15 protein-coding genes and 1 tRNA gene are annotated in these 13,478 nt (G+C 47.9%); 12 read left to right on the top strand and 4 right to left on the bottom strand.

Annotated features, from left to right (window positions below):
* Positions 1 to 211: 211 nt before the first annotated feature.
* Both BRW63_RS28360 and BRW63_RS16820 read right to left on the bottom strand, forming a co-directional pair.
* Positions 212 to 352, bottom strand: coding sequence for a hypothetical protein (locus BRW63_RS28360; RefSeq protein WP_181314426.1), 141 nt, complete (start codon positions 350 to 352; stop codon positions 212 to 214).
* A gap of 456 nt (positions 353 to 808) precedes the next feature.
* Positions 809 to 881 (bottom strand) — tRNA-Phe (locus BRW63_RS16820).
* A 262-nt stretch (positions 882 to 1,143) separates the two neighbouring features.
* Here BRW63_RS16820 and BRW63_RS16815 point away from each other — a divergent pair.
* The 8 genes from BRW63_RS16815 to BRW63_RS16770 all read left to right on the top strand — a co-directional run bounded on the left by BRW63_RS16815 (position 1,144) and on the right by BRW63_RS16770 (position 6,875).
* Complete coding sequence (locus BRW63_RS16815; protein WP_223257404.1) at positions 1,144 to 2,106, top strand: vitamin K epoxide reductase family protein; 963 nt, start codon at positions 1,144 to 1,146, stop codon at positions 2,104 to 2,106.
* A 264-nt stretch (positions 2,107 to 2,370) separates the two neighbouring features.
* Positions 2,371 to 2,589, top strand: a complete 219-nt coding sequence (locus tag BRW63_RS16810) for a hypothetical protein (RefSeq protein WP_073073087.1) — start codon at positions 2,371 to 2,373, stop codon at positions 2,587 to 2,589.
* 269 nt (positions 2,590 to 2,858) lie between these two features.
* The gene (locus BRW63_RS16805; protein WP_073073085.1) at positions 2,859 to 3,077 is read left to right on the top strand and encodes a CTB family bacteriocin; all 219 of its coding nucleotides are present in this window, start codon (positions 2,859 to 2,861) and stop codon (positions 3,075 to 3,077) included.
* 236 nt (positions 3,078 to 3,313) lie between these two features.
* Entirely contained in the window at positions 3,314 to 3,532 is a 219-nt protein-coding gene (locus tag BRW63_RS16800) for a hypothetical protein (RefSeq protein WP_073073083.1), read from the top strand.
* Between the two features lie 285 nt (positions 3,533 to 3,817).
* Positions 3,818 to 4,036 (top strand): CTB family bacteriocin, encoded by a 219-nt coding sequence (locus tag BRW63_RS16790; RefSeq protein WP_073073079.1) that lies wholly within the window; start codon positions 3,818 to 3,820, stop codon positions 4,034 to 4,036.
* A gap of 285 nt (positions 4,037 to 4,321) precedes the next feature.
* Positions 4,322 to 4,627 carry a hypothetical protein gene (locus BRW63_RS16780; protein WP_073073075.1) on the top strand — a complete coding sequence of 102 codons (306 nt, stop codon included), beginning with the start codon at positions 4,322 to 4,324 and terminating at the stop codon, positions 4,625 to 4,627.
* Between the two features lie 43 nt (positions 4,628 to 4,670).
* Positions 4,671 to 5,402 carry a peptidylprolyl isomerase gene (locus BRW63_RS16775; RefSeq protein ID WP_073073074.1) on the top strand — a complete coding sequence of 244 codons (732 nt, stop codon included), beginning with the start codon at positions 4,671 to 4,673 and terminating at the stop codon, positions 5,400 to 5,402.
* A 213-nt stretch (positions 5,403 to 5,615) separates the two neighbouring features.
* Complete coding sequence (locus BRW63_RS16770) at positions 5,616 to 6,875, top strand: DUF7453 family protein (RefSeq protein ID WP_073073072.1); 1,260 nt, start codon at positions 5,616 to 5,618, stop codon at positions 6,873 to 6,875.
* 181 nt (positions 6,876 to 7,056) lie between these two features.
* On the opposite strand, the gene BRW63_RS16765 is transcribed toward BRW63_RS16770, so the two are convergent.
* Positions 7,057 to 7,443 carry a holo-ACP synthase gene (locus tag BRW63_RS16765; protein ID WP_181314425.1) on the bottom strand — a complete coding sequence of 129 codons (387 nt, stop codon included), beginning with the start codon at positions 7,441 to 7,443 and terminating at the stop codon, positions 7,057 to 7,059.
* A gap of 227 nt (positions 7,444 to 7,670) precedes the next feature.
* Between BRW63_RS16765 and BRW63_RS16760 the strand changes: the two genes are divergently transcribed.
* The 3 genes from BRW63_RS16760 (at position 7,671) to fabD (ending at position 10,340) form a co-directional block, all read left to right on the top strand.
* Positions 7,671 to 8,228, top strand: coding sequence for a type ISP restriction/modification enzyme (locus BRW63_RS16760; protein WP_083583006.1), 558 nt, complete (start codon positions 7,671 to 7,673; stop codon positions 8,226 to 8,228).
* A 95-nt stretch (positions 8,229 to 8,323) separates the two neighbouring features.
* Complete coding sequence (locus BRW63_RS16755; RefSeq protein ID WP_083583004.1) at positions 8,324 to 9,388, top strand: methyltransferase; 1,065 nt, start codon at positions 8,324 to 8,326, stop codon at positions 9,386 to 9,388.
* A gap of 31 nt (positions 9,389 to 9,419) precedes the next feature.
* Positions 9,420 to 10,340, top strand: a complete 921-nt coding sequence (fabD, locus tag BRW63_RS16750) for an ACP S-malonyltransferase (RefSeq protein WP_073073068.1) — start codon at positions 9,420 to 9,422, stop codon at positions 10,338 to 10,340.
* 267 nt (positions 10,341 to 10,607) lie between these two features.
* On the opposite strand, the gene BRW63_RS16745 is transcribed toward fabD, so the two are convergent.
* Positions 10,608 to 12,215: a M23 family metallopeptidase gene (locus BRW63_RS16745; RefSeq protein ID WP_073073066.1), complete on the bottom strand. Its 1,608-nt coding sequence runs from the start codon at positions 12,213 to 12,215 to the stop codon at positions 10,608 to 10,610.
* Between the two features lie 274 nt (positions 12,216 to 12,489).
* Here BRW63_RS16745 and BRW63_RS16740 point away from each other — a divergent pair, with 274 nt between their 5' ends.
* Complete coding sequence (locus BRW63_RS16740; protein ID WP_073073065.1) at positions 12,490 to 13,284, top strand: tetratricopeptide repeat protein; 795 nt, start codon at positions 12,490 to 12,492, stop codon at positions 13,282 to 13,284.
* Positions 13,285 to 13,478: the final 194 nt, after the last annotated feature.

The following is a 13,478-nucleotide window of genomic DNA, read 5'->3' as shown; positions in this document are numbered from 1 at the left end:
GAGTTTGAGAGCGTTAGTCTTAACCTCAACCCGTTGGGATCAATTCTGGAACAAGCTGAATCAATATGGCTTTTCCATTGCGCTCTAAGGGTATCAAATAAAGGTCGCACCCGTTGAACGTTGAAAGTCCTAATTCAACTATTTCTACGCCCTTTCTTACAGACTTTTAGCCGTTTTGCAACTCCCTGTTGAGACTGCTGCAAGATCTGAGCTATTGCAGTTCAGAGATCTCAGTCAAGCAGTGCATCACCCCCACGAGAGCAGTCATCACCGCCTCAAACACCTCCTGCCACTCCATCGCCTGACCACCGCTCCACAGATTCCCGGTCTTCGCCTCCCCCAGTACGCCCACTCTATCGGCGAGAAGAAGTCCGTCCAGTCACCCCCATCTCCACCCCTAATGCCCAACCCGCTCAACCTGCAAATAGTCGTCTCCAAAGGGAAATTCCTTGGCTTGGCTTGATTATCCCTGGGCTGCTATATAGCGTGTATGGAGTGCTCCTAGCGTTAGCTTCCGCTCCGTTCTGGGCTGGGGCTTTGGCTGGGGCTGGGGCTATGGCTTTGGCTGGGGCTGGGGCTTTGGCTGTGACGAGTACATAGGCAACTCCTTTGGGGGAATTGGAGGAATCTGTTGTTCAGTCTAAAGCTTGCCTATTTTTCCTTTTCTAAAAATTCCCCCAATTTTCCCCAATTCTGCCCCTAAACCCGTCTAAAAGCACCTAACGTGCAGACAACGGTTTGGGATAGATGCGCCAAAAACAAAGCCCACAGGCTTGATGCAGTGGGCTTTTTGCTTGATATAACTGAATGCCAGGAACGAGACTTGAACTCGTGACACGAGGATTTTCAGTCCTCTGCTCTACCAACTGAGCTATCCCGGCGGAAGGGGCTGTCTTTCAGCGCTTAACTAAAGTAGCAAAAACAAAACCAGTTTGCAAGTAATTTCAGGAAACACGATCGTAGACTACTCTATTTTAAGACTAGGTTTCAAAGTCTTCTAACCCTCTTGACATAAACTAGAGCAAACAAACTTAAAACCTTGTGCCTAAATTTGATCCGCTAACCGAGGTCGGATCGGTCAAAATGGGAATGCGCCCATTAACCGGGTCGCAAACCCTTAAAGCTACTCTATCTAAAACGCTTATGCGCCGACGTTCTACCCCCTGGATTCATCGCTGGTCACGCCCTCTAATTGGGTCGATCGCCATCCTGGGAGCCATTATTACAGGCTATCTCACGATCAACAAATTCTTAGACAGCAGCCCAGTCTGCACAAGCAACTGCGAATCGGTGCTCAATAGTCCTTACGCCAAAGTTCTAGGATTGCCACTGTCACTGTTTGGCTTTTTGGCTTACGCGAGCATGGCGACGTTTGCACTAGCTCCGCTAGCGGTGGATGCAGAAGAGAAGCGATCGCTGCGAACCACCCTAGAAGATCGAACCTGGCTGCTGCTGTTTGCTGGCTCAACGGCCATGCTGCTCTTTAGCGGCTATTTAATGTATGTTTTAGCATTCGACCTCAAAACGGTTTGCTATTACTGCATTGCGTCAGCCACTTTTGCAGCCGCGATGTTTGTCTTAACTCTGTTGGGGCGCACCTGGGACGATGTGGGACAACTCTTTTTCACAGGTGTTGTGGTGGCTGCGGTGACGCTGGTCGGCACGTTGGGCATTTATGCCCCGATTAATTCAGCCAATGCCGATGCTGGCGGATCTTATAGTCTCGGTCCGGCAAGTGGGCAGGCTTTCTTCACCATTACTGATACGTCTGGGCCTGCCGAGGTTGAGTTGGCTCAACATCTCAAAAATATTGGGGCGAAGATGTATAGTGCCTACTGGTGCCCTCATTGCTATGAGCAGAAGAAAATATTTGGTGTTCAGGCGCTAAAAGATGTGCCTTCTATTGAGTGTGCACCTGAGGGCAAAAATCCGCAGACAGAATTGTGTCAACAGGTTGCGCCTAAGATTGAGAAAGAGACAGGTCAAAAGTTTGGGTTTCCAACCTGGGAGATTAACGGCAAGTTTTATTCGGGTCAAAAGCCGTTGGATGAGTTGGCAAAGATTTCTGGCTATCAGGGTCCTACTAATTTTAAGAACAGCTTTTAAGGTTGGCTTTAGATAGTTGAATACCATAGTCTTTTGGGGTAAGAACGCACGAAATCGAGTCGTTCTTACCCTATTTTATTTAAAACTTTATCGGTCCTGCGATCGCTAAAGCTAATCTGAGAGCCGACTTAAAATATCTCAGCCACATTGGCTACATAAACGGCAAGAAATCCCCTAGTCATGAATTTGGAGAGATACCTTATACATAACAGCTTAAACAGAGTTGTTAGCAAACAAAAACACCACATTACTCAGGAGAACATCATGATTATTTCTGAACTTAGCTATCTAGAAGTTGCCACTGAAGCACATGATCTAGAAGGTGGATTAGACCTATCGATTACGGCTACTCAGTTCGCCCAAGAACTCTCAGTTTTGCAAACTGGCTCTAGCTCTGGCCCTGCTGGCACCACAGTTCTTTCAAATGCTCAACATGTGATTACCAATTCGGGTAGCTTTAGCGCAATCCTTTTGGGAGCTTAACGATTTGAGTGATCGCACGCATTGAGAAAAGATCAATTTTTCATCTATTGAATAGAGCATTCTTAGCGCACTTACTATTTGTGAGGGCGCTTTTTTTGCTGTTTAGTCATTTGTTGATGTCTCGATCGTGCTCACAAAATATCTCAGCCACATTGGCTACATAAACCGCAAAAAACACCCCATCTACAAATTTGAAGAGATACCTTATACATAACAGCTTAAACAGAGTTGTTAGTCAACAAAAACATCTCATTACCCAGGAGAACATTATGATTATCTCAGAACTCAGCTATCTAGAAGTTGCCACTGAAGCGAGTGATTTAGAAGGTGGATTAGACCTATCGATCACGGGCACTCAGTTCGCCCAAGAGCTTTCAGTTATGCAAACTGGATCTAGCTCTGGCCCTGGCGGCAGCACGTCGTTTGCCAATGCTCAACATGTGAAGATTGATACGAGCAGTTTTAGCGCGATCGTCTTGGGAGCTTAAAGCTCAAGACATCAAGCAAACGGCTAAATCTTCCTTTCTATCTCATCAATAACATAGGGCATGACCAGCGCGTTTGCAGACAGTAGGCGCGCTTTTTTACTACAAAATTCTTGCCATATTGGCGACATAAACTGCAATAAAACCCCTAACTAAAGTTGAACAAGATATCTTATAAAGAGGAGCTAAAACAGCGTGATTAATTGACCAATCAGCACTAAATTAGAAAGGAGAAACTGATGATTATTTCTGACCTGAGCCATTTAGAAATTGCTGCCGAATCAAATAACTTAGAAGGTGGAACAGATTGGGCAGCAACTTTGACTGCCTTTAATCAAGCCCTTTCAATGCTGCAAACCGGAGCAGTTTCAGGCCCAAATGGTAGTTCGGCTTTTGCAAATATCGGGCGTTTAAATATTTCCACATTCGGTTTGGGTGCCATCTTCTTAGGGATTTAAATTATGAATTGACGGGTTAGGTAATTCTTTGATACTAGAGAAATATCTACTTCTATATCTAATTCCGAAAAGCTTATATGTTTAGCGCGTTTATTAAATTAGACGCGCTAAATTTGTATTTTTGACCATTAACGAATGCCTTAAATGCTTCTATAAATTTCTTCGCCATATTGGCTACATAAACTGCAAAGAACACCCCATCTGCAAATTTAGAGAGATATCTTATACATAACAGCTCAAACAGAGTTGCTAACAACCAAAACACTCATCCCACAGGAGAACAATATGATTATCTCAGAACTGAACTATCTAGAAATCGCAACTGAAGCAGACAACCTAGAAGGCGGAATTGACCTATCTGCCAACTTTACTCAATTCCAGCAACAATCCTCACTGCTGCAAACTGCATCGACTTCCGGGCCTGCTGGTAGCGTTGCTATTGCCAATGGTGCTAGTTTGAGTATTGACACCTCTGGTTTTGGTGCCGTTGTTTTGGGCCTTTAACGCGCTCAACCCTAGAATCGGTGAAGCAGGTTGAGCCTTTACAAACTCCCCTTAATCAAGTGCTATTTTTGCAAAATTTTGCCTTGGTGAGGGGAGTCTCAATCGGCGAAACATGCCTTTTAGAAAAAAGTCAGTCGGCTGTGGTTCCACTGTTGCAATGTCTAGGCTCTATTGATAGCGCTGATTGCGTCTTGTTATTAACCTACTGAAAACGATCGAGCCTAGACCCCTTACTATTAAGCAAACTTTAAGACCAATTTTGTTAGGCTTTAGGAGATCACACAGATGATAATTTCTGATATTGATTATGTAGAAGAAGTGACTACATTATCTGATGTTGAAGGGGGTGGAAGATGGAGCAGAGGCTCTGATGAGGGCTATGCGGGAAGTAATAATTCGTGGTTCTCAATGATTCAACCCATTTTGCAATCACTGAATATTTTTCCGGCAGCCTCTTCTACGGTGGCAAACTTGGGCGGAACCTCGATCGGAAACACTGCAATCTCAACCAATATCTCAATGCCAATTTTTATTGTGATTAATCAATTTGGCTCAGGAAGGGGTGGAAATCGCAATCGTTTCTATTTTTGATAGCAGAAAAATATTTGTTTAATTCGAGTCAAGGATAAAACCGATGACTAACTTTAAAGGAGAAGTTATTCAACCAGAAACAATCACGTTTGCATTAAGAAAAGAGATGCAGATTAAGGAAGTCTGCCGCAAGATTTTTCATCAAAAAATTATCGATCAAGCAGTAGAAGCACGAGGCATTTGCTTGACCCCTGATGAGATTCAAGCCGAGGCAGATCGGATGCGCTATGAAAACCGATTGTTTCGATCGAGTGACACGCTAGCCTGGTTGTCAGATCAGCTAGTCACCGCCGATGATTGGGAAGCGGGAATTCGCGATCGCTTGATTGCTCAAAAGTTATCTCAAACTTTATTTGCTAAAGAAGTCGAACGGTTTTTTACTGAAAACCAGTTAGATTTCGACCAGGTTTTGCTCTATCGGTTCGCCGTTCCTTATGAGCAGCTTGCCCAAGAGATCTCTTATCAGATTCAGGAAGACGAAATCAGTTTTTATGAAGCGGCTCATCTTTATGATATTGATTATCAGCGTCGATATCACTGTGGATATGAAGGCAAGCTTTATCGCCGCGGCCTCAAGCCAGATTTGTCGGCGATCGTGTTTAGCGCGATTCCAGGGCAGGTGATCGGCCCACTGACGATCGACCAGGTAAGTCACTTGCTGATGGTTGAAGAATTTATCCCGGCTGAACTAACGCCAGAGCGACATCGAGAGATATTAAACCGGATGTTTAGCGAATGGCTGACTTCAGAATTGAACTACTTATTGAATGCGTAAGCTCTTAGTTTCCTTAAAATCAGGCATAAAAAACCAGGCTATTTAGACAAGCACCTCTGAGGGAAATACGGAAGGTGGTCTCCGTGTTTTTACGGTAACTTTACACATTCTTGAAAGTTTGATAAAAATTACTCTCCTGATACAGCTTTATGATGATTAACTTTCTTAGTATCAAAAGCATCCCGTCAGCTATCTGATATCTGAGGAAAATTTATGAAGTTTTGTCTAGGCATGACGAGAACACATCTAGGCTGTGCAGCCACAATGCTGAGTTTATCGATTAGTCTGCCTGCTCAAGCGGCAGGCTTCAATTTTACTCAGATCAGCGATTCAGCTAATTCGCCATTCCGTATTTTCCGCAATGCCGCGATCAACAATCAAGGACTTGTGTCGTTTGAAACGTTTGTGAGTCCTCAAGCTCCTCCGATCGCGGTTTCCGCAGGCAGCGGTGGCAGTATCACGCCGATTTCAGACCCCAACGGCCCTTATAATGTGACGTTTTATTCCTCGCTCAACAACACGGGCACCGCAACTTTCACAGGGAATCTAGTCGATTTATCTAAAATTGATCCAAACGGTGGGCCCCCGACTGACCCAACGGCCACATTGCTTAAGAGTGGCATCTACGCAAATACAGGGGGCGTGGTCAAAACGATCGCCGATAGCACCAGCAAGGAATTTAACTTCTTTGGCTCAAGTGCGATCAACGATGCCGGGACGATCGCGTTTTTTGCGAGTTTTGGTGCTGGTGAATCTGGAATCTTTAGTAGCAGCAATGGGAAAGTGACACCCGTGGTTAGCACCCTGGGTGAGTTTAGTTCTTTTGTAGGCGGGATTGACACCGTGGGAGGCGACGGCCCATTCGCTATTTACACTATTCCTGGAATCAACAATTCGGGTAAAATTGCCTTCTCAGCAACCTTAGATACAGGTAAAAGCGGAGTCTTTGTCAGTGATGGCGGCACCGTCAAAACGATCGTTAGCAGCAAATTCAACCGATTTAGTTCTGCTGCTATCAATGATCAGGGAACGGTGGCGTTTGTCGGAGAATTGATCGGTGGAGATCGCGGAATCTTTACGGGCACGGAGAAAGGGTTGAAAACGATCGCCGACACCAGTGGCGCGTTCAGCCTTTTTACCTCTGATCCGGCATTGAACAACAATGGCGAGGTGGCATTTCTTGCCGAGTTAGATAATGGCGGCAAAGGAATCTTTAATGGAGCAGACCCGATCGCCAACAAAGTGATTGCAGTCGGTGACTTTCTTAACGGTTTGTCAGTGCTAGATCTAACCATCATCGACAAAGGCTTAAACGATTCAGGGCAGATCGGTTTTGGGGTGCTGCTATCAGATGGCAGTGAGCGGATCTTTAGGGCAAAGCCAGTTCCTGAACCGGGCAGTGTTGCCGGACTTGCAGCAGTGGGTTTGATCGGTGGGTGGCTTAAGCGTCACCGCCGCAAAAGTGTAGCCTAATCACGGTTGATGATCGCGCGATCGATGAGGCACTCAAAAGGGTGCCTTTTTTGGCGTTGCAGAACGAGGAGATAAATGGCTGTAGGGGTTAGCGCCCCCGTGCCTACCCCTGACGGAGGGCAACCACGGGATTGCCCCTACCCAAACCATTCCTCATTCAGCAACGCCTCTTTTTTCATGGTTAGACGGTGCCATCGTTTTGAACGGAATATAGCAATACGCTCGCGGCGGCAAATTCTCTAGAATGACTGATCGATAGATTGATTGCCATACGCTTGTCGTGGCACCACTGAGTCAGGTAATTTTTTAACCCAATGTAGGGACGACCGTTAGAGTCATGGCACACTTCAATGTCTAAGAATGGGCAGCGAGGAGACTGGTCAAGATTAGCGATCGCTTGGCTAAACGCTTCTTTTGCACACCAGATTCCAGAAAACGACGGCAATGGCTTTGATTTGCTTAAACAGTAATGACGCTCATAGGACGAGAAAAACTCGATATCACTCAGAAGTGAAAGTCTGCGATCGAGTTCTGCAATGGAGTGAATGACGCTTTTAATAATAAGCACGATCGTCAAAAAGTAATTCCACAAGTCAGCAGAGTTTCTCAATATAGACAGAATTTAGAAGGAATTCAAGATCTGACAACGCGAAGCAGATTGCTATAGAAAAACATTCATAACACAGACACAACTCCTACAGTCTTGATTCATCGGTTAGACATGCTCATGGCTCTGACATGCGAGACTGAAAGCCATCTGAGTTGCTCTATAGAAACTGGTATCCCTATTTAGCCATGATGCAATCCTTACTAGATGTGAATACGCGTGTGAAAGTCCGAGAATTTTTTCGTCGTCCTCAGCGCACCGAGACGGTGCCGTTAAATCGGGTCGATCGTGATGCTAAGACGGCTACTCACAAAGCCAATGCTCGACTGCATCGCAAAGTCATTAATGCCTCTGATAAAACGCTGCGCTCTCCGCTAGAGGGGTTTCGTCAAACCCGTGCCCTCGCGTCAGTTAGCTATCCGATCGCAGGCAACAACTTAGTAGAAACGATTCGCTACACGCTGCCTGAGTCAGATGTCGAAAGCGGGCTAGTTTGGATTAATCAAACTCAATATTTTGAAGGGGTTTCTCCAACCGTTTGGAACTATTCGCTAAGCGGAAGGCAGATTTGTCAGAAGTGGCTTCAAGAGCGTCAGGGCTGCACACTTTGCGAACAGAGCATTTATCACTATCAGCAGATTGTGATGATTCTCAAAGATGTCATTGATCTGATGACTGGAATTGATGGAATTGTTCAAGAACGACAATCCAATAAGGGACATTTAGCGATCGCGTTTTCTCACTAAAAATTGTCGCCCGACGCAAATATTGATTGATTTGCAGTAATCGTTTTTAGATTGGTATTAGATCCAAATTTACATTCCTAAACGGGTTGAGAATTATGGTGGTTACGAATTCAGAAAAAGCCAGTTCGCGTCCCACGGGTGCCTCGTCTATGCCCCCGCAAGTGGTCATGCTGCAAATGGCAAATGCTTATCGGGTTTCGCAAGCGATTCATGTCGCTGCAAAGTTGGGCATTGCCGATTTATTGACCGACGGTGCAAAAAGTATCTCGACCTTAGCAGAGGCAACGCAAACCCACCCTCAATCGCTCTATCGACTATTGCGATCGCTGGCCAGCATGGGCATTTTTGCCGAAACCGAAACGGGTGATTTTGAGATGACTCCACGCGGGGCAACCTTGCAAAGTGGCGGCTCTGGTTCGCTCAGAGACTATGCGATCGTCGCGGGTGAGCAGTGGCACTGGCAGACTTGGGGCGACGTTCTCTACAGTGTCAAAACTGGAAAGCCCGCGTTTGATCACGTTTATGGCATGGAGTTTTTAGACTATTTTGCTCAAAATCCTGACCTTGCTAGCACGTTCGATCGCAGCATGGTCAGCTTGCTAGAAACCATTGATACGAGCATTCTTGCAAATTATGATTTCTCAGATGCGGGCACGATCGTCGAGATCGGCATTCCGGGTGGATATGGAAATCTGCTGGCGCGAATCTTGACCGCAAATCCCGTTCTGCGCGGCGTGTTTTTTGACCTTGCCCCTGGGTTAGAACTGGCAAAAACCCTACTCACTGAGCAGGGAGTCTACGATCGCTGTCAACTTGTTGAGGGAGAGCCATTTAGCTCGTTGCCCAAAGGCGGCGATCTCTATATTCTCAAGAATTTTATTCACGACTTTAATGATCAGGATGCGGGTCGAGTTCTAAAGCACTGCTGTGAAGCGATGGATGACACTGCCAAACTGCTGGTCGTCGAAATGGTAATTCCGCCAGGAAACGCGCCTGCACTGGGCAAAATTGTCGATATCGAGGCGCTGATCATGTCATCGGGCGGCTATGAGCGCACCGAAGCGCAGTATCGATCGCTGTTTGCCGCCGCAGGGTTGACGGTCATAAATGTGATTTCGTCTCGATCTCCTTTCAGCATTATTGAAGCGGTCTGCGCCTAATTGCTCCATCATTCGCTGGGAGGAACGATCGATGAAAACGGCATGGGTGTTTCCAGGTCAAGGGTCTCAGTCTGTAGGGATGGGCAGCGATTTGCTCAAAATTCCAACAGCAGCCGCTAGATTTGAGCAGGCAGAACAGATTCTAGGCTGGTCGGTTTCTGAGATCTGCCTTCAAGAAGACCGCCTCTCGCAAACGCTTTATACTCAACCTTGCCTCTATGTGATCTCCGCCGTTTTAGCTGATCTGCTGCAAGCCCAAGGCGATCGACCCGACTTAGTAGCAGGTCACAGTTTAGGAGAATATGTCGCGCTCTATGTCGCGGGCGTATTTAGTTTTGAGACTGGGTTGCAGCTAATCAAACGACGAGCCGAATTAATGCATCGAGTCAACATTGGCAGCATGATGGCGCTGATTGGGGTCGATCGAGATCAGCTAATGGCACAGATTGAACAAACGCCGAATGTCGTGCTTGCTAATGACAACCATCCGGGACAGGTAGTGATTTCGGGGTTGAGCGACGCGATCGCAACGGTGCTGTCTCAGGTTAAAGTCCGGCGAGTCGTGCCGCTGAAAGTGAGTGGCGCGTTTCACTCTCCAGTGGTGGCCGAGGCGGCAGAGGCGTTTTGTCAAGTCCTCAAAGCGGTGCCGTTTCGGTCGGCTCAGATTCCGGTAATCTCAAATGTTGAGCCGACTCCGCAGACCGCAGCCGATCGCCTAAAAGCTCAATTAATGCAGCAGATGGCTGGCTCAGTCAGATGGCGCGAAATCTCTTTAAGACTCGCGATCGAAGGAGTCGATCGCGTGGTCGAAGTCGGTTGTGGCAACGTGTTGACGGGTTTAATTGCCCGAACCTGTGAGGCTCTGATTCTAGAAAACGTGAGATCTTCAGAAGATCTGGCTCACGATCATAAATTAAATGACTCCGAGAACTTTGTAGCTCAGGCATCTTGACTTAGACCCATTTCAAAAACAATTGCGACGTACGGGCGTGGCAATGCCGTGCCCTCTTGCGGATCTGTCACGTAAATCAACGTGAGTCCGACGAGTTTTTTCGCTTCGTTCTTAGCGGCTTCTGCCCCCTAAATCCCCCAATTTGGGGGACTTCAAGCCAAAATTTCTGGTTCAAAGTTCCCCGATTTTGGGGGATTTAGGTAGCTCTCCCGAATTCATCATCGGAGTGAACCACTTCTATCGAACTCACGTTAAATCAAACTGGCATTAACCCTTCTGCTGCTCGACTTTTCGCGCACTCACCTTTCGTGCTTGCACTAACTGGGTTCGCGCCGCTTCTAACTGAGGGCCCGGATCGGTTGTGACCCAGCTAGACCCTTTCTGCTGTCTAGTTTCATAGTGCAGGTGCGGCCCGGTCGATAGCCCTGTGCTGCCGACTCGCCCAATAATCGTGCCCGGTTTGACTTGCTCACCAGGGCGCACAAACATCTGTGACATATGAGCATAAAGCGTGTCTTGCTTGCCCTTAGCATGCTGAAGCACCACCGCTATTCCATAACCGCCCATGCGATCGGCGACGGAAACTCGTCCGGTGCGCGTGGCTAAGATAGGCGTTCCTTGAGCCGCACCCAAATCAACGCCCGCATGAAACCGCCGATCGCCGTTAACCGGATGGACGCGCCAACCATACTTAGAAGTGACAGGTGCCGGGACGGGCAGAGGATACATAATCTGTTCGCCCGTCAAATTGTTAGGAATGGGCACGGTGCCTCGATAGGCTTGCAGCTCTGGTGCTGACGGGTTGGTAGTGCTGTAATCTTGATTGGCTGCTCGTAGCCCTGATGAATCGCTGCCACTCGCTGCACTGGCTGCGGCAACTTGGCGATTAATCAACGGCTGGGTTAAATGCTGAATGGGGATCGGCACCGACTGAAAGCCTGGATTCACCGACGCTTGACTAGGCGCAGGCTTAGGCAGGGGTGGCAGACTGGGCACCGATCGCAGCAGATCTTGCTGGCGCTGTGAAAGTTGGCGCTGGTTGAGCACAATTCTGACAGGTTCGGTTGCTTGAGTAACGCCTACTTTGCGACTCTTGGCTTCTAGACCATTGATAGTATTCACCAGGTCTGCCCGCACCGTTCCCGAAAGGGTAGGATCTTGCAGCAGTTGCCGAGCCTGGGCAAATTCTCCCTTGCTGACAGACTCATAAGCGCGAGTGACTAAACCCTCCTGAGCTGCTTTTTTGGCGGTGTCTTTGGCAACAATCTCCGCGAGGCGTTGCTTTAAGACTTGTCGGCGTTCTAATAACTGATTTGACTGATTAGAGCCACTGTTCTGCAAAGGCGTTTTTTGCTTGATAGACGGCTCAGTTGTCGGAGTGGCTGCGGCTTGATTCTGAACTGAATTTTTGACGATCGGCAATGCAGCACTAGTCGGAAGAGGATTGGCGATCGCAGTACCTGAAACTTGCTCTGCTGGTTTCTCTGGTGCTGGCGCTTCTCGATCCACAACCACTTCAAAAACTGGTGCTGGTTTCTGCTGAGGGGTGGATTGAGCCGTGAGTTTTACCGTTTGAGGCGGCGGGGTGCTTTGACTCACGACCTGTGGGCGTTGCATGGTAGATGAAGCAGCCAGATTAGAAGTTTGAATAGTGGGTGCAGTAGCAACCGGGGGTGGAACTGGCACAGGCGGTAATTGCTTTGAAGAGGCTGAAGGTGCTGGAGATGATGACTCAGGTGGCGCGATCGTGACGATCGGAGCAGGAGCCGCAACTTCTTGTTGAAAAACAAGTTCAGTCCCCGTTGGCTGAACGTCATCAAGCGCGAGCTTTTGAGTCGTGAGTTGCGATAACAGAGAAGGGATCAGGTCTAGCATTCTACTCCGGGTGAGGGGGACACCTAGCTAATACGCAGACCCGTCGTCATTCCAGGACAACTTCACCGATTCACCGTAATCCTACTGGTCCCACTACGAAAGCTTTATATAGATGAAGATTGAGGGTCAAAAAATTCCTCGTGTGTGACTCAACCCAGACGCGGCTCAGAATCGGTCTCTGTGCCACTGATGTCACTGTTAGAACTGGAGTGCTAAGTTAGAAATACTCGCCCTCCCGTACAGATCAGCAAGCTGCAACCTAAAACTACCCAGCATGTCAAAACAAACCTTCACAACGTTGGATTATGAGACACCGCAAGACTCAGGGGTGTTGTCTGCTTCGCCCATGCTTGGAGGCAGTATTGTGTTAATTCTCTTAAGCGGAGTGGTGGGTTGGCAGGTGATTCGTCAGCGTCGATCGTTAAAAGTAACTCAAGGGCTGGGTTCCCAGAAAAGCACCGAGAATGCAGCAGATATCCCCCCGCGCTTTACTCAAGCTCTGCAATGGATCGCCTACGCAAAAGAGCAAGAGCGATCGCAGCACTATGAAGCGGCGATCGCAACTTATAACCGGGGCTTGAGTGATCATCCTGACGATTTTCGGCTGTGGCATGAGCGCGGGTTGGCATTGGCAAAACTTCAGCGATTTGAGGCAGCAATCACAAGCTACGATCGCGCCTATGCCCTGCAACCCAAACAGCGAGATTTAGCTCACGAGCGCGGTGATGCCCTCTTGCAGCTAGAGCGCTATGAAGAAGCCATTGCCTCGCTGGATACGTTTTTGCGATATAACCCTGGCAATGCCCACGTCTTAACCGATCGTGGCTATGCCTACTGTCAACTCGATCGCCCTGAAGAAGCGTTGCAATCGTTTAATCAAGTGCTGACAACCGAGCGGCGCGATCGTAATTCTCTCATTCGTGCCCGCTACTATCAAATCGAGGCACTGCGTCAGTTAAGACAGTTTGAGGCAGCGCTGCGATCGTCTCAGGAAGCCATGAAGCAACATTCTGAAGAATTCTTTAAAACGCAGCACGATGCCTTGAGACGACAGATTGCTGATGATTAACGTCCCGGCGTTGCAGAATCAGGTCAGTAACGCCCATTATTTGAACTCAACATTACGCGCAGTGCGACTTTCCCAAAATTGCCCAAAAGCATCCCTCTCCCACCGGAGAGCTACTGTGTACACACGAGTCTTCTGATCACTGTCATCGCCGAGGTCTTCGCCCCCTAAATCCCCCATGAGTGGGGGACTTTGAG

Origin of the sequence: Phormidesmis priestleyi ULC007 (genome assembly GCF_001895925.1) — a bacterium.
Classification (GTDB): domain Bacteria; phylum Cyanobacteriota; class Cyanobacteriia; order Leptolyngbyales; family Leptolyngbyaceae; genus Phormidesmis_A; species Phormidesmis_A priestleyi_A.
This window is presented reverse-complemented; position numbering and strand designations above follow the sequence as displayed.